At 72.3% G+C, this 15578-nt stretch carries 13 protein-coding genes; 7 read left to right on the top strand and 6 right to left on the bottom strand.

The features are described 5' to 3' along the window. The first annotated feature begins 39 nt into the window (after window positions 1-39). Complete coding sequence (locus FBZ33_RS21540; RefSeq protein ID WP_141910458.1) at window positions 40-1038, top strand: TerC family protein; 999 nt, start codon at window positions 40-42, stop codon at window positions 1036-1038. 38 nt (window positions 1039-1076) lie between these two features. Here the strand turns inward: FBZ33_RS21540 and FBZ33_RS21535 are convergent, their stop codons facing one another. Then, a complete protein-coding gene (locus FBZ33_RS21535; RefSeq protein ID WP_141910457.1) occupies window positions 1077-2003 on the bottom strand; it encodes an NlpC/P60 family protein in 927 nt (308 codons plus the stop codon). A gap of 58 nt (window positions 2004-2061) precedes the next feature. Then, window positions 2062-3159, bottom strand: a complete 1098-nt coding sequence (locus FBZ33_RS21530) for a mandelate racemase/muconate lactonizing enzyme family protein (protein WP_088949276.1) — start codon at window positions 3157-3159, stop codon at window positions 2062-2064. A 44-nt stretch (window positions 3160-3203) separates the two neighbouring features. Between FBZ33_RS21530 and FBZ33_RS21525 the strand changes: the two genes are divergently transcribed. Further along, window positions 3204-4001: a tyrosine-protein phosphatase gene (locus FBZ33_RS21525; RefSeq protein WP_141910456.1), complete on the top strand. Its 798-nt coding sequence runs from the start codon at window positions 3204-3206 to the stop codon at window positions 3999-4001. Here the strand turns inward: FBZ33_RS21525 and FBZ33_RS21520 are convergent. From FBZ33_RS21520 to typA, 3 genes are all read right to left on the bottom strand, one after another. Continuing rightward, window positions 3970-4671, bottom strand: coding sequence for a lysoplasmalogenase (locus FBZ33_RS21520; protein WP_141910455.1), 702 nt, complete (start codon window positions 4669-4671; stop codon window positions 3970-3972). The two genes, FBZ33_RS21525 and FBZ33_RS21520, sit on opposite strands and share 32 nt — an antisense overlap. 53 nt (window positions 4672-4724) lie before the next feature. Then, on the bottom strand, window positions 4725-5576 hold the full coding sequence (locus FBZ33_RS21515) for a serine hydrolase (protein ID WP_141910454.1): 852 nt from the start codon (window positions 5574-5576) through the stop codon (window positions 4725-4727). A gap of 119 nt (window positions 5577-5695) precedes the next feature. Beyond that, window positions 5696-7564, bottom strand: coding sequence for a translational GTPase TypA (typA, locus tag FBZ33_RS21510; RefSeq protein WP_141910453.1), 1869 nt, complete (start codon window positions 7562-7564; stop codon window positions 5696-5698). 133 nt (window positions 7565-7697) lie between these two features. On the opposite strand from typA, the gene FBZ33_RS21505 reads away from it, so the two are divergent. Both FBZ33_RS21505 and FBZ33_RS21500 read left to right on the top strand, forming a co-directional pair. Continuing rightward, window positions 7698-9116: a DedA family protein gene (locus FBZ33_RS21505; protein ID WP_141910452.1), complete on the top strand. Its 1419-nt coding sequence runs from the start codon at window positions 7698-7700 to the stop codon at window positions 9114-9116. Window positions 9117-9151: 35 nt separating this feature from the next. Next, window positions 9152-10033, top strand: coding sequence for a lytic transglycosylase domain-containing protein (locus FBZ33_RS21500; RefSeq protein WP_141910451.1), 882 nt, complete (start codon window positions 9152-9154; stop codon window positions 10031-10033). Window positions 10034-10085: 52 nt separating this feature from the next. On the opposite strand, the gene FBZ33_RS21495 is transcribed toward FBZ33_RS21500, so the two are convergent. Then, window positions 10086-12209 (bottom strand): efflux RND transporter permease subunit, encoded by a 2124-nt coding sequence (locus FBZ33_RS21495; RefSeq protein ID WP_141910450.1) that lies wholly within the window; start codon window positions 12207-12209, stop codon window positions 10086-10088. Between the two features lie 122 nt (window positions 12210-12331). Between FBZ33_RS21495 and FBZ33_RS21490 the strand changes: the two genes are divergently transcribed. The 3 genes from FBZ33_RS21490 (at window position 12332) to FBZ33_RS21480 (ending at window position 15556) form a co-directional block, all read left to right on the top strand. Beyond that, the gene (locus FBZ33_RS21490) at window positions 12332-12847 is read left to right on the top strand and encodes a MarR family winged helix-turn-helix transcriptional regulator (protein WP_141910449.1); all 516 of its coding nucleotides are present in this window, start codon (window positions 12332-12334) and stop codon (window positions 12845-12847) included. Window positions 12848-12850: 3 nt separating this feature from the next. After that, window positions 12851-14527: a CocE/NonD family hydrolase gene (locus tag FBZ33_RS21485; RefSeq protein WP_141910448.1), complete on the top strand. Its 1677-nt coding sequence runs from the start codon at window positions 12851-12853 to the stop codon at window positions 14525-14527. 159 nt (window positions 14528-14686) lie between these two features. Next, a complete protein-coding gene (locus FBZ33_RS21480) occupies window positions 14687-15556 on the top strand; it encodes a hypothetical protein (RefSeq protein ID WP_141910447.1) in 870 nt (289 codons plus the stop codon). Window positions 15557-15578: the final 22 nt, after the last annotated feature.

The following is a 15578-nucleotide window of genomic DNA, read 5'->3' as shown; positions in this document are numbered from 1 at the left end:
GGTGTGCGCGACGCCGCGTGTCTGCCGGAGGAATGAACGTTGGACGTGTCCGGATTGGTGTGGGCGGGAACGCTTGTCGCACTGACTGCGGTCCTGCTCATCGACCTGTTGATCATCGGTCGGCGCCCGCACGAGCCGAGTGTGCGCGAGTCGAGCCTCTGGGTCGCCTTCTACGTCGGTCTGGCCCTGATCTTCGGCGTTGGTGTCTGGTTGACCTCGGGCGCCAGCTCCGCGGGGCAGTTCTACACAGGTTGGCTCACCGAATACAGCCTGTCGGTGGACAACCTCTTCGTCTTCGTGATCATCATGGCGCGCTTCGGGGTGCCCCGGCAGTACCAGCAGAAGGTCCTGCTCGTCGGCATCGTGCTGGCGCTGGTGATGCGCGGTGGGTTCATCGCCGCCGGTGCCGCGCTGATCTCGCAGTTCTCCTGGGTCTTCTACATCTTCGGCGCGTTCCTGATCTACACCGCGGTCAACCTGGCCCGGCAGGGTGAGCCGGACGAGGACGAGTTCTCCGAGAACCTGCTGATCCGGTGGAGCCGTAAGGCGCTGCCGATCTCCAAGGGCTACGACGACGCGAAGCTGATCACCCACGAGAACGGCAAGCGGCTGTTCACCCCGATGCTGATCGTGATGATCGCGATCGGCACCACCGACCTGATCTTCGCTCTGGACTCGATCCCGGCGATCTTCGGTATCACCCAGGAGCCGTACCTGGTCTTCACCGCGAACGTCTTCGCGCTGATGGGCCTCCGTCAGCTCTACTTCCTGCTCGGTGGCCTGCTCGACCGGTTGATCTACCTGAGCTACGGCCTGGCCGTCGTGCTCGGCTTCATCGGGGTCAAGCTGGTGCTGGAGGCGTTGGCCGACAACACCCTGCCGTTCATCAACGGTGGTGAGCACGTCGGCTGGGCGCCGCACATCCCGATCTGGCTGTCGCTGCTGGTCATCCTCGGCACCCTGGGCATCGCCACCGCCGCCAGCCTGATCAAGTCCTCCCGGGACCGGCGCCGCGAGCTGGCCGACGCCCGACGCTGACGTGTCGCCGGCCGGGTGCGGGAAACGCGCCCGGCCGGTCAGACGCGGTGTGCGCCCACCAGCGTCGCGGTCCGGTCGGCCGGCAGGGGCTCCTCGATGACCCGCCGCCGCCGGTAGCAGGCGTGCAGCATCCGCCGCTCGCCACCGTTACCGGGCGGGGCGGTGACGATGCCGATGTGGTGGATCTTGCGGCCGGGTCGGGCGAAGAAGTAGAGATCACCGGGGCGTTCCGCCCCCAACGCCAGCGGCGTGGTGGCGACGGCCTGGTCATCGGCGTCGCGGGGCAGCAGCACCCCGAAACGCCGCCAGGCCAGGTGCACCAGCCCGGAGCAGTCGATGCCGTGCGCGGAGAGACCGCCCCAGATGTAGGCCACGTCCAGCAACCGCTGCGCCACCGCGAGCGCCTGCACTGCGGCCGGTGCCTCGGCCGACGTGGCGACGAGGTGGTCGTCGGGCAGCCAGAGCGGCGCGGCGTGGCCAGGGACGTGCACCGGTCGCCAGTCGTCGCGTGCGGGGCCGGCCGGGACGAGGCGGGTGCCGACGACGACGCCGGGCAGCACCACCGGACCGTTCGGAGCGGCGTGCAGCCCGGTGACTGTGGAGTCGACCACCAGCGGCGGGTCGGTGCCGGTGTCGGTGGACGGGTCGACGGGGGCCAGTTGCTCGGTGGGGAGCCAGCCCGGGTAGCCGCGCGGGTCCAGCTTGGCGGCGGGCTGCTCGACGGCGACGACCCGGGCCCAGCCGTCCGGGCGCAGCTCGCTGACGAGGACCCGCTCGCCGAGCAGGAGCTGGCTCAGCACGCAGTCGCCGACCTGCTGGTCGGTGTCCAGGCCGGAAACCCAGGTCAGGATGTCGGCGCCTGCGGTCAGCGCCGGACGGTCGACCGGGCGGACCGCCTCGGGGGAGGTCCACAGCGTCGCCACCGCGACCCGGACGACGGCCTCGCGGCCCGGTTGCAGCTTCACGTCAACCCCCAGATCGAGTCGGCTGTCCAGGGAACCCTATGAAAGAAACCAACGCTCATCAACCACGCGCCTGCACCTTTGCTTCAGCAAGGCCGGAGATGCCCAGGCCAGGCGCGTCGGGCAACACCACGGTCGCCCCCTCGTAGCGTATTCCGCCCTGCACCGGTGACCAGGCCAGCCACCAGGCGGCGTCCAGGTCGGGCACCGCGGTGGTGCCGTACGCGGCGACCAGGCTCGCCGCCGCACCGATGCCGACCTGGCTCTCCATCATGGAGCCGACCACCGTGCCGAGCCCGTGGGCGGTGGCAAGTTCGAGGAGGGTACGCGCCGGGTGCAGCCCACCGCACTTGGCGAGCTTGACGTTGACCAGGTCGGCGGCCCGACGACGGATCACCTCCACCAGGTCACGGACCCCGAAGACCGCCTCGTCGGCCAGGATCGGCACGGACACCCGGTCGCTCACCCAGGCCAGGCCGTCGAGGTCCCAGCGGGCCACCGGCTGCTCGACCAGCTCCACGTCGAGGCCGGCGTCCTCGATGCCCCGAATCACCCGGACCGCCTCCCGGGGCGTCCAGCCCTGGTTGGCGTCGAGCCGGATCCGCACCCCCGGGCCGACGGCCGCGCGAACGGCCCGGACCCGGTCCAGGTCGGTGCTCGCGTCGGTGCCGACCTTCAACTTCAACACGCCGAAGCCGTCCGCCTGCCGCTGCCGCGCCGCCGCCGCCAGGTCCACCGCGTCGCCCGCCGCGAGCGTGACGTCCGTCGGCACCCGCAGCCTGGTGCCCCCGAGCAACCGCACCAGGGGTACGCCCAAGCGCCGGGCGGCGAGGTCGTGCAGGGCGACGTCCACCGCGGCCTTCGCCGCCTCGTTGCCGACCACCGCGCGCTGCACCTCGGCGCACCGGGCCACCAGGTCGTCCGGGTCACGGCCGATCAGCTGGGGGCCGAGCAGTTCGCGTACGCACGCCCGTGCGCCGGCGACCGACGCGCCGGTGACCTGCCACACCTGGGGGGCCTCGCCGAAGCCGGAACGGCCGTCGGAGTCGACCAACTCGACCACGAGGGTGTCCACTGTGGTCGTACGACGCAACGCGGTGACGAACGGGGTGTGTAAGGGGGCCGAAACCCGGTGGGTGCGTACCTCCGAGATCGTCATGTCAGGCACCCTATACGCAGGCGCACGTCGGGATGGGAGACCGGATGACCGGGCAGGGCTGGGAGCTGGTAGGTGCACCGAACGCACGCGATCTGGGTGGGCTCGTCGGTGCCGACGGGAGGCGGGTCCGGGCGGGGCAGTTGCTCCGCACTCCCGCGTTGGGTCGGCTGACCGACGAGGATCTGCCGGTGCTCGCGAAGCTGGGGCCGGCGTGCGTGCTCGACCTGCGCGCCCCCGCGGAGATCGAGGTCGCCCCGGCGGATCGACTGGCCGGTGAGCCACGGGTGGTGTGCCTGCCGGTGCACGACCCGGAGCACCCGGTCTTCACGTACGTGTCGGCGGTGCTGCTCGGCCACGACCTGAACGCGTACGCGGAGCTGGCCCGGCAGGGCACGACGGGGGCGATGGCCGCCATCTACCGGTGGTTCGTGACCGGCGAGTCGGCTCGGGTCGGCTTCGCGGAGGCGGTGCGGCTGGCCGCCCAGCCGGAGAACCTGCCGCTGGTCTACCACTGCTCCGCCGGCAAGGACCGCACCGGTTGGCTGACCGTCATCCTGTTGACGGCGCTCGGGGTGGACGAGGCGGCGATCCGCGCCGACTACCTGCGCAACAACGAGCTGACCGACAGCCTGCGGGCGGTGATCATCGAGGCGATGCGACGACGGCAGCCGGAGCTGGACGTCGACGCGGTGCTGCCGGTGTTGGAGGTCCGCGGCGAGTACCTCGACGCCGGCTACGACGAGGTACGCCGGGTGCACGGCTCGTTCGACGCGTACCTGCGGGACGGGTTGGGGTTGACCGACGAGACCCTCAGCGCGTTGCGGGCGCAACTGCTGGAGTGACGGGCGCGCCCGGGGGTGTGCCGACGCGGGCGGCCAGGCCGAGGACGATCAGCGCCTGGCCGGCGGCGTAGGTCGCCATGACCAGCACGGGTGCGCCGGGTGGTTGGGCCACCTCGGCCACCCCGGCGGCGATCAGCAGGTCGGAGCCGAGGAACAGCGCTGCGCCGAGACCGACCCGCCAGCCCTTGGTGGTGGCGGTGGTGGCCATCGCGGCCAGCGCGAGCGCGTAGCCGGCCACCGGCACGGCGAGCCCGGCGTCGGTCAGTCCTGCCCACATCCACCACAGCGCGACGACGGTCAGCACCGCGTACGTCAGTGGGACCGCGAGCAGCGGCGCACGCCGCAGCGCGGTCGCGGCGCCGTGTCGGGTGAACGCCGCGATGTAGCAGAGGTGCGTGCCGAGGAAGCAGGCCATGCCGGCGATGAACCAACCGGTGCCGTCGCCGAGCAGGAACACGTCGCCGCCGGTGGAGAAGGCCAGCCCGACGAGCACCAGCCGGTCCGGGCGGGCGCCGCGCTCGGTGGCGGCCCGCCAGAGGTACGCGGCCAGCAGCGGCATCAGCAGCGGCTTGGTGAGTGCCTCGGCCACGCGGCCATCGGTGGCGTTGGCCAGCAGGTTCGCCGCCGTCACGACGAGGAAGGCGATGAGGATGGTGCGACTGCGGGGCATCGGCGGCTCCGGGGTGGGGGTGCGAGCAGCCTAGCCGCAACGGCGGGTCGTGGTCAGAGCTGGTGACGGGCGGCCCAGACCTGCGCGGAGATGTGTGCGAGCAGCCGGCAGGCGTCGTCCTCGACCTCGTCGTCGCCGCCGGCCAGGTCCGTGGTGGTGCAGACGGTGATCAGGTAGGGCGGGGCGTCGTCGGGCAGGACCAGGCCGGCACCGTGTCGGACCCCGCGTACCCAACCGCTCTTGTGCGCGATGCGGGTGCCCTCGGGCAGGCCGGCGGCCAGGTCCTCGCGGTGCTCCTGGGCGAGAAGGACGTCCAGCATGGCCGTGCAGCCGGCGGGCGAGGCGAGCAGGCCCGGGGTGTCGGCCCCGGTGGCCAGCGCGCCGAGCAGGGCGGCCAGGTCGGCGGCGGCGACCGTGTTGGTGATGCCGGCCTCGCGGGCGGCGAAGTCCTCGATGCCGCGGCCCGTGACGCTGGTGCGGGCGCCGGTGCGCGCCCACACCTCGGCCACCGCGGGCAGCCCGACGTGCCCGATGACCAGGTTGGTGGCCAGGTTGCTGGATCGCACGATCATCCGGTCGGCCAGCCAGCGCAACGACGCCGTGCCGCCCAACCGGTCCCAGACCGCGTCGTCGTTGTCGTAGTGCTGGGCGCAGGAGAACCGGGGCGCGCCGGGCTGGGCGGAGTCGAACTCGTTGACCACGGGGACCGGGGTGTCCAGGTCCAGCGTGCCGGCCTCGGCGGCGCGGTGCAGGGCGGCGAGCACCGCCACCTTCATGGTGCTCGCCGCGTAGTGGGCGGCGTCCGGGTGGCGGGTCCAGGTCGGCGGCGCGTCGGGTCGGCCCACGTACGCCGAGACGGTGCCAGGCACCCTGTCCAGGTGGGCGTCGAGATCATCCCAGGTCATGCCGGTGACCGTAGCCGATCGGCGGCAGCCGGTCGGGCTGGCCCGCGTACCCCTGGGAAAAACCGACGGGCGCGCCGGCCGCAAGCGGCCGACGCGCCCGGTGTCGGGTGCTGGTGTGCTCAGCCGGCGTGCTTGCGGCGGGCGGTGGCCCGGCCCCGCAGCTGCTGGTCGAGCACCACCTTGCGGATCCGGACCGTGGCCGGGGTGACCTCGACGCACTCGTCCTCGCGGCAGAACTCCAGTGCCTGCTCCAGCGAGAGCTTGCGCGGCGGGACCAGCTTCTCGGTCTCGTCGGAGGTCGACTGCCGCATGTTGGTGAGCTTCTTCTCCTTGGTGATGTTGACGTCCATGTCGTCGGAGCGGGAGTTCTCCCCGACGATCATGCCCTCGTACACCTCGGTTGTCGGGTCGACGAAGAGCTGACCGCGCTCCTGCAGGTTGGTCATCGCGAAGGCGGTGACCGCGCCGGCCCGGTCGGCGACCAGGGAGCCGTTGTTGCGGGTGCGCAGCTCGCCGAACCACGGCTCGTAGGACTCGAAGACGTGGTGCAGGATGCCGGTGCCCCGCGTGTCGGTGAGGAACTCGGTGCGGAAGCCGATCAGGCCGCGCGCCGGAACCAGCCACTCCATCCGGATCCAGCCGGTGCCGTGGTTGACCAGCTGCTCCATCCGGCCCTTACGGGTGGCGAGGAGCTGGGTGATCGCGCCCAGGTATTCCTCCGGGGCGTCGATGGTCAGCCGCTCGACCGGCTCGCAGGTCTTGCCGTCGATCTCCTTGGTGACCACCTGCGGCTTGCCGACGGTCAGCTCGTAGTTCTCCCGGCGCATCTGCTCGACCAGGATGGCCAGCGCCAGCTCACCGCGGCCCTGCACCTCCCAGGCGTCCGGCCGCTCGGTGGGCAGCACCCGCAGCGACACGTTGCCGATCAGCTCCTTGTCGAGCCGGTCCTTGACCATCCGGGCGGTGACCTTGGCGCCCTTGACCCGGCCGACCAGCGGCGAGGTGTTGGTGCCGATGGTCATCGAGATGGCCGGCTCGTCGACGGTGATCAGCGGCAGCGCGACCGGGTTGTCGAGGTCGGCGAGGGTCTCACCGATCATGATCTCCGGGATGCCGGCGACGGCGATGATGTCGCCTGGGCCGGCGGTCTCGGCCGACGTGCGCTCCAGGCCCTCGGTCATCAGCATCTCGGAGATGCGGACCCGCTGGGTGCTGCCGTCGGTGCGGCACCAGGTCACCGTCTGACCCTTGTTGATGGTGCCCTGGCGGACCCGGCACAGCGCCAGCCGGCCGAGGAACGGCGAGGCGTCGAGGTTGGTGACGTGCGCCTGCAACGGCGCGCCCTCGTCGTACGAGGGCGGCGGGATAGTGTCCAGCAGGGTGCGGAACAGCGGCTCCAGGGAGGTGCTGTCGTCGGGCACCGAGCCGTCGGCGGGCTGGGTCAGCGAGGCGATGCCGTCGCGGGCGCACGCGTAGACGATCGGGAAGTCGATCTGCTCCTCGTCGGCGTCCAGGTCGAGGAAGAGCTCGTAGGTGTCGTCCACGACCTCCTTGATCCGGGCGTCGGGCCGGTCCACCTTGTTGATCACCAGGATGATCGGCATCCGGGCCCGCAGCGCCTTGCGCAGCACGAAGCGGGTCTGCGGCAGCGGGCCCTCGCTGGCGTCGACGAGCAGCACCACGCCGTCGACCATGGTGAGGCCGCGCTCCACCTCGCCACCGAAGTCGGCGTGGCCGGGGGTGTCGATGATGTTGATCGTGACCGGGTCGGAGCCGTCCGCGGGCAGGTAGCGCACACCGGTGTTCTTGGCCAGGATCGTGATGCCCTTTTCGCGCTCCAGGTCACCCGAGTCCATCACCCGCTCGGTGTTCTCGCCCCGGGCGCCGTACGCCCCGGCCTGCCGCAACATGGCGTCGACCAGGGTGGTCTTGCCGTGGTCGACGTGAGCGATGATGGCGACGTTGCGGAGGTCGGTGCGAAGCTGCATACCCTCTATCCTTCCGCCTGCGCTCGCGCAGGCTGCGTCGGGGTCACCCCCAGGTGCCCCTGATCTATGGTGAAACTGCTGTGCCGGTGGTTCCCCCGGCTGGCATGCTGGCTCCCGTGTCCCGGGGGCCTGAATGCACGACCTGCTGACCTGGGTGCAGGGTCTGCCCACCCTGTGGATCTACCTGGTCGCCGCGCTGATCGTGGCGGGCGAGACCGCGGTGATCTTCGGCCTGCTCGTGCCGGGTGAGGCTACCCTGCTGCTCGTCGGCTTCCTCACCTACAACGGTACCTTGCGGCTCGCGCCGGCGTTGCTCGCGATGATCGCCGCGGCGGTCCTCGGTGACGGGCTGGCCTTCCGCGCCGGACGGCGCTACGGCCCCCGCCTGCGCGCCGGGCTGGGCCACCGGGTCGGGCCGCAGCGGTGGGGTCGGGCCGACGCCATGCTCGCCCGCCTGGGTGGTCGGGGCGTGTTCGCGGCCCGTTGGGTGGCTTTCGCCCGCACGTTGGTGCCCCGGTTGGCCGGTGCGGCTGGCATGCCGTACCGGCGGTTCGCCCTGTGGAACCTGGCCGGGGTGGTGACCTGGGTGGGCGGCTCGATCCTGCTCGGTCACCTCGCCGGTGAGTCGTACGACACGGTCTCCCGACTGCTCGGCCGGGCCACCGGCGCGGCGCTGGTGCTGCTGGCCGGCCTGCTGGGTGTGGTGCTCGCCGGCCGGTGGCTGGGTCGCAATCCCGACCCGGTCCGCGCGCTGCTGTCCCGGGCGGGCGCCCTGCCACCGGTGCGCTGGCTCACGGCCCGCTACGGGGTGCTGTTCTTCCTGGTGGCCATGCGGATCGGGCCGGGGTGGACGCTGCTGCTCAATCTGGCCGCCGGGCTCCTGCTGCTCTTCGTCGCCGGGCTCGCCATCGCGGGTCTGCTCGGCGTGGCGGTCCGCAACAGCGGGTTGGCCGCCCTGGACGGGGCCATCGCGGGCTGGTTCGCCTCCCGGCGCACCCCCGGGGCGGCCGACGCCACGATGGTCGTGGTGTCGGTGGTACGAGGGTCGGTGCTGATCGTGCTGGTGGCGCTGGTGGCCGCGGTGCTGGCGTGGCGTAACCGACCCTGGCGGGCGGACCTGCTCAGCGTCGTCGGCACGGTGGGCGCGTTCGTGCCGCTGGTGGTGCTGGCCGTGGTCGCCGAGCTGACCGGGCCGCACGGCAGCGCGCCGGGTGGCGGCGACTCGGCCCCGCTGCCGACCCAGAACGCCGTGGTCGCGGCGAGCCTGTGCACCCTGGCCTGGCTGGTGTCCCGCAGTTCCCGCTGGCCGGTGGCGGTGGCCGCCTGGACAGCCGCCGCCGCGGGGGTGCTCGGGATCAGCGGCGCACGGCTCTACCTCGGTCTGGACACGGCGAGCAGCACCGCCGCGGCGGTGCTGCTCGGGGTGCTCTGGACGGTGGTCTTCGTGGTGGCGTGGGCCACCCGGGACCGGGCGGTGGGGGATCTGGAGCAGCCGGTGGAACAGGCCCGGCCGCCGTCGCAGGGGCACCGCCGCCCAGTTGAACCTTGCTAGGGTGCGGCGAGGATCACACCGGGGGAGGCAAGGGCATGGTTCGACGGACGAGACGGCTGGGCACCGCGGTGCTCGCCGGGTTCCTGTTGGCGAGCACGCTGGTCGGCTGCGCCACCAAGGGGGAGAGCCCGCAGGACCTGGCCGCCCCGGTGGCGGTCACCGACGCGCCGACGGACGCCCCCGCCGACGAGCCCAGCGGGGAGCCGAGCCCGTCGGTGAGCGCCCTGGAGTCGATGGGCGCCGCGCCCAGCCTCAGCGCGACCCGGACGCCGACGAAGAAGCCGACGAAGAAGCCGACCCGCACGGCGCCGAAGCCACTCGCCGTGGCGAAGCCGCCCACCGAGACGCAGGTCCCGCCGGCCCCGCCGAAGCCCGCGCCGAGTTCCTGCAAGCCGACGTACAAGGGCACCCAGGCGACCCGGGCCGAGGCGAAGGCGGCGCTGACCGACGCGGCCGGGCGCACCTACTGGCCGACCTCCGCGCCGGACATCAAGGTCCCGCTCACCCTGCTCAAGGCCACCGCCTGGCAGGAGAGCGGCTGGCAGTCCAACATCTACGCCTGCGACGGCGGTGTCGGGCTGATGCAGGTGATGCCGGGCACCGCGACCTGGATGAACCAGCGGTTCGAGAAGAGCTACGAGATCGACGACTACCGGGACAACGCCTACCTCGGCGCCACCTACCTGGCCTGGGCGACGAAATACATCGGCGACATGTACTTCGAAGCCGACTACCGCCTCGATCCGGCCCTGTGCACCGCCGAGCTGAACTCCTGCCTGCTCAACGCTGTCATCGCCTCGTACAACTACGGGCACGGTGCGGTGGCGCAGGAGGGCAAGCCCCTGGCCATCCCCAACCCGTCGTACGTGCGCAACGTGCGGGCGCTGATGACCGAGTGCGTCTGCCTGGACTACTGACCTCGACGGGGGCCGTGACGGTGTCGTCACGGCCCCCGTCGCTACCTGTCGGTCAGTCGCGGGCGGCGACCAGCTCCGGCGACGCCGGGCTGTCCTCCGGTCGGTCCCGGGTGATCCGCCCGGGCCACCAGAAGCGCTCAGCCAGCATGAACGCCAGCGCCGGCACCAGGACCGTGCGCACCAGCAGGGTGTCCAGCAGGACGCCGATGCAGACGATGATGCCGATCTGGGTCAGTGTGATCAGCGGCAGCACGCCGAGCACCGCGAAGACCGCGGCGAGCAGCACCCCGGCGCTGGTGATCACTCCGCCGGTGACCCGCAGGGCGGAGAGCATGCCGTCGCGGGTGCCCGCGCTGCGGGCGTCCTCCCGGGCCCGGGTGACCAGGAAGATGTTGTAGTCCACCCCCAGCGCCACCAGGAACACGAAGGCGAGCAGCAGCACGCCGCTGTCCAGGGCGGGGAAACCGAGCACGTGGTCGAAGAGCAGCCACGCCGCGCCGAGGCTCGCGAAGAACGACGCGATCACGGTGAGCACCAGCAGCAGCGGTGCGAGCAGGCCGCGCAGCAGCAGCACGAGCACGGCGCCGACCAGCAACAGGATGATCGGCAGGATCAGTCGCAGGTCGCGGCCGTTGGCCTCGTCGGAGTCGTACGTGGCGGCCACGGAGCCACCGACGATCGCCCCGGACGGCGCGTCCGCGCCGGCGGCGGCCGGGGGAGCGGAGCCGGGAACGGCGGCGACGGTCTCGCGCAGCGCCTCGATCGCGCGGTCCGAGGCGGTGGTGCCGGGCTCGGCTTCCAGGATCACGTCGACCTGGGCCACGGCGTCACCGGCGTCACCGGGGCGTGCCGAGGCCACACCGGGCACGGCGGTGGCGGCGTCGGTGACGGCCCGCACCGCCGCCGGGGTGGTGAGCACGGCCACCGGTTGGGTGCTGCCGGCGGGGAAGGCCCTCGCGAGGGTCTGCGCCGCGGTCACCGCCTCGGGCTCGGCCCGGAACTGCTCGGTCTCCGACAGGCCGGTGCGGATCCCGAGCCCACCCAGCGCCAGACCGCCGAGCAGCAGGGTGGCCAGCACCGCGACGACCACCGGGCGGCGTTCCACGGCGGTGCCGAGCCGGCCCCAGAGCCGTCCCTCACGGACCGGGCCACCGACACGGGGCACGAACGGCCAGAACAGACCCCGACCGAAGAGCACCAGGACGGCGGGGAGCACGAACAGGGCCGAGAGCATGGCGAAGAGCACACCGGTGGCGCAGGCCACCGCCAGCGCCCGGTTGGTCTCCTGCTCGCTGAGCAGCAGGGTGAGGACACCGAGGATCACGGTGCCGCCGCTGGCGAGGATGGGCTCGGCGGTGCGGCGCAGCGCGGCGCGCATCGCCGCGAACCGGTCTTCCTCGCGCCGCAGCTCCTCCCGGTAGCGGGCGATGAGCAGCAGGGCGTAGTCGGTGGCGGCGCCGAAGACCAGCACACTGGCGATGCCGGTGACCTGGCCCTGCTGGAGGTTGATGCCGACGGCCGGGACGATGGTGTCCACCGCACGCAGGGTGAGCTGCTCGGTCGCCGCGACCACGGCCAGCGGCACGATCCACAGGAACGGGCTGCGGTAGGTGATCAGCAGCAGCAGCGCCACGACGGCTGCGGTCACCGCGAGCAGGGTGATGTCGGCGCCGTCGAACACCGAGGAGAGGTCGGCGGTGAAGGCGGGGGAGCCGGTCACCTCGGCGGTCAGCCCGGGCAGGTCCGCCAGGGCGGTGCGCAGCTGGGTCACCGTCTCGGTGACGGCCTCCTGCCCGCCGGCGGTGTCGATCGGGATGGCGATGAGGGCCACCGTGCCGTCCGGGGAGACCTGTGCGGGGCTGACCTGCCCGCCCACCGCGAAGCGGCGCAGATCGCCGGCGCGGGCGTCGACGCTGGCCCGGTCGGCGTCGCTCAGCGCACCCCGGTCGCCTCGGCTGACCACCACGATCGCCGGTTGCACGTCGCTGGACGGCAGCTGGTCCTGTAGGCGCTGCACCTGGGTCGACTGCCACTCCACCGACAGGCCGGTGGCGGAGACCGGTGCCGGGTTGTCCGGCTGGGGTGTCCCGAAGACGGCCGCGGCGACGACGATCGCCGCGGCCACGGTGAGCCAGGCGGCCAGCCGGCCGCGGGCGACTCTGGTGAACACAGACATCAGTGACCTCAGGGTCCTTCGAAAGACGAGTATCTTGTCTATCGAGATTATCGACGGTTGTTCTATGCTGCAACCCGAGAGACCGACGACGGAAGAAGCGGCGCGAGGTGGCGACTCACGGCATGTACCGACGGCGCGACACGCGCCGCGAGCAGCTGGCCGCGGAGATCACCGACAACCTCCGGCGGTATACGGCCGACGCCCAGCAGGTCGGCCACGCCTTCGCCAACCTGCACGGCCTCAACCCGACCGACCTGCAGGCCTTGATCGCCGTGATGGACGCCGAGCGGCTCGGCGATCCGATCACGCCCGGCCGTCTCGGTGAACACCTCAACCTCTCCTCCGGCTCGGTCACCGCCCTGATCGACCGACTCGAGCGGGCCGGCCACATCCGCCGCGACCGCGACACCGTCGACCGGCGCAAGGTGCTGCTGCACTACGCCGACCAGGGCGCCGCCCTGGCCATGCAGTTCTTCCGGCCGCTGGGCGCCCGTACCGACGAGGTGATGGCCCGCTTCGGCGAGGACGAGCTGGAGATCGTGCAGCGGTTCATGGCGGAGATGAGCGAGTCTCTGCGGGGCCACCGCGACTCGGTCCGCGTCGCCCGTCCCGAGTCGCCCCGCCGCCCGACGGCCTGACCGGTGCCGGACCGGCTCGCCGCCCGCCTCGCCGCCGCAGCGCTGCGGCTGCCACCGATCCGGCCCGGTTCGGTGCGGGTCACCCGCGACATCCCGGTCCGGGCCCGCGACGGCGTGGTGCTGCGCACCGACCACTACGCCCCGGCAGTCCGGGACGCGCCGACCGTGCTGATCCGCACCCCGTACGGGCGGGGCGGCCCACTGCGGCTGCTCGGCCGGCTGCTCGCCGCGCGGGGCCGACACGCGGTGATCCAGTCCTGCCGGGGCACCGACGGCTCCGGCGGGACCTTCGCCCCGCTCGTGCACGAGCGCGACGACGGGTTGGACACCCTGGACTGGCTGCGCCGCCAGCCCTGGTGGGCCGGCCGGCTCGGCATGTTCGGGGTCAGCTACCAGGGCTTCGCGCAGTGGGCGCTGGCCGCCGACGCCGGCGAGGAGCTGCGCGCGATGGTCGCGGTGGTGACCGCCTCGGCCACCCGCGACTCGACGTACGCGGGGGAGTCCTTCGCCCTGGACACCGTGCTGACCTGGGCGGAGCTGCTGCACGCGCAGACCGTGCCGTGGCTGGCCCGGCAGTGGGAGCTCAAGCGCGGGCAACCCCGGCTGGCCGCCGCGCTGCGGCACCTGCCGCTCGTGGACGCCGACCGGGTCGCCACCGGCGTGACCATCCCCTTCTTCCAGGAGTGGCTGCGTCACCACAGCCCGGACGCTGTCTACTGGCGGACACGGGTCTTCGCCGACCGGGCGGCCCGGGTGCGCGCGCCGGTGGTCATGGTCACCGGTTGGCATGACATCTTCCTACCCGCCCAGCTCGACGACCACGCCACCCTGCGCGCCGCCGGCGCCCAGCCGCGACTGGTGATCGGCCCCTGGACGCACGGCAGCCCCGGCCTGTTCGTGGCCGCTCTGAGCGAGGGGCTGGCCTGGCTCGACGAGCACCTCACGGCCACGCCACCGGCGGACGAACACCCGCTCCGGAAACCCCCGGTACGGCTGCACGTGAGCGGTCCCGGCGGCGGCTGGCGGGACCTGCCGGCCTGGCCACCACCGGCGGTCGAGACCCCCTGGCACCTGCATCCGGATGGTGAGCTGGCGGTGCGCCCGCCGGTGACCTCGCCGCCCGACGAGTTCCGCTACGACCCGGCCGACCCCACCCCGTCGCTGGGCGGGCCGCTGCTCGTCGCCCAGCGGGCCGGCCCGGTGGACAACCGGCCCGTCGAGGCCCGCCCAGACGTGCTGACCTACACCAGTGCCCCGCTGACCGGGCCGGTCGAGGTGATCGGCCCGGTACGCGCCGAGATCCACGTCCGCAGTGAACTGCCCTACCTGGACGTCTTCGTGCGACTGTGCGACGTGGACCGCCGGGGCCGATCGTGGAACGTGTGCGACGGTCTGGTGCGGGTGACGCCCGACCGCTTCCCGGCCGACCCCTGCGGGGCGCTGCGGGTCCCGGTGCCGCTCTGGCCGACCGCGTACCGGTTCGCCGCCGGGCACCGGCTGCGGGTGCAGGTCAGCGGTGGAGCCCATCCGCGCTGGGCGCGCAACCCCGGCACCGGGGAACCCCTCGGCACGGCGGTTACGCTACGTGCCGGCTGGCGGCAGGTTCTGCATGACCCGACTCACCCCTCAGCGGTGCTGTTGCCGATCGTCCACTCTGCCCCGGTGCAACCTCCAATCTGAACAGAGCCCCTCTGAGCTGGGCATTTACCGGAAACACGGGCTATGGTTGTGTCAACGCCCGGCGCCGTGCATCAGCAGACCGGGCTCGTTCAAAGCCCAGCACCGCGTACGCGGTGTGACGTCGTGCCCGGTCCCCGCCCCATTTGAGAGGGGGACCCCATGACCCGGGCCCCGGCTAATCTGTTGGCCCTTCGAAGCCTGCTCCTCACTCACCTCGACAACGCCCCCGGCCCGGACGACCTGGATCCGGCGGAGGTCGGCATCGTCGGCGACCCGGCCCACCGCGGCGGTTACCACTGCGGATCCGACCGGGTGGTCAAGAACGACTACTCGGTGGTCGAGTCATCCCGGGACCGGAACGGCCTGACCCTCGACGCGGCAGCGCTGGACGTCGGCCAGTTCGAGGTCCGCTCCGGTGGCCGTACGCACACCCTGGCCAGCTTCTCGGCCTGGTGCGTGGCCCAGTGCGCCGCGAACGCCGCCGACACCCGGGACATCCGCGAGATCATCTACAGCCTCGACGGCAGCACGGTGAAGCGGTGGGACCGCCTCGGCAAACGCAGCAGCGGCGACAGCTCGCACCGCTGGCACACCCACTTCAGCTTCTTTCGTGACGCCATCAAGGCGGGCCGCGACCAGCGGCCATTGTTTCGCCGCTACCTCACCACCATCGGCCTAATCGCCACACCACCGTTGACGGAGGAGACTGAGATGGAACTCACCGACAAGATCCAGCGCGACACCGGCCGCCCGCAGCGCACCGTCGACGATGTTCTGGCCGACCTGTCGAACCTGCGGAACTGGCTCGTGTCGGCGCCCGGCACGCCCGGTGTGGTCGGTGCCCCGGCGCCAGGCTCGCCCATCGCGGTCATCGCCGCGGCGGCTGACCGGCCGGCCGGGGATCGGGACGAGCAGGCAATCATCGCCGGCGTGCTGGCCGGGCTGACGCCGGAGAAGATCGCCGCCGCGATCCCGCCCGCCATGGCCAAGCAGGTCGCCGACGAGTTGGCCCGCCGGCTCGTCGCCTGAGCGAGGGGCGGCCCGTAGCCGC

This window comes from Micromonospora sp. A202 (assembly GCF_006715105.1).
GTDB classification, from domain to species: Bacteria; Actinomycetota; Actinomycetes; order Mycobacteriales; family Micromonosporaceae; genus Micromonospora; species Micromonospora zamorensis.
Note: the sequence above shows the minus strand (reverse complement) of the source record. Positions and strands in the feature narration are given on the sequence as shown.

Coding starts and splice junctions, on each gene's coding strand:
- FBZ33_RS21530 (WP_088949276.1), bottom strand. CDS start 3,159: ATGACGATCTCGGAGGTACGCACCCACCGGGTTTCGGCCCCCTTACAC.
- FBZ33_RS21525 (WP_141910456.1), top strand. CDS start 3,204: ATGACCGGGCAGGGCTGGGAGCTGGTAGGTGCACCGAACGCACGCGAT.
- FBZ33_RS21520 (WP_141910455.1), bottom strand. CDS start 4,671: ATGCCCCGCAGTCGCACCATCCTCATCGCCTTCCTCGTCGTGACGGCG.
- FBZ33_RS21515 (WP_141910454.1), bottom strand. CDS start 5,576: ATGACCTGGGATGATCTCGACGCCCACCTGGACAGGGTGCCTGGCACC.
- typA (WP_141910453.1), bottom strand. CDS start 7,564: ATGCAGCTTCGCACCGACCTCCGCAACGTCGCCATCATCGCTCACGTC.
- FBZ33_RS21505 (WP_141910452.1), top strand. CDS start 7,698: ATGCACGACCTGCTGACCTGGGTGCAGGGTCTGCCCACCCTGTGGATC.
- FBZ33_RS21500 (WP_141910451.1), top strand. CDS start 9,152: ATGGTTCGACGGACGAGACGGCTGGGCACCGCGGTGCTCGCCGGGTTC.
- FBZ33_RS21495 (WP_141910450.1), bottom strand. CDS start 12,209: ATGTCTGTGTTCACCAGAGTCGCCCGCGGCCGGCTGGCCGCCTGGCTC.
- FBZ33_RS21490 (WP_141910449.1), top strand. CDS start 12,332: ATGTACCGACGGCGCGACACGCGCCGCGAGCAGCTGGCCGCGGAGATC.
- FBZ33_RS21480 (WP_141910447.1), top strand. CDS start 14,687: ATGACCCGGGCCCCGGCTAATCTGTTGGCCCTTCGAAGCCTGCTCCTC.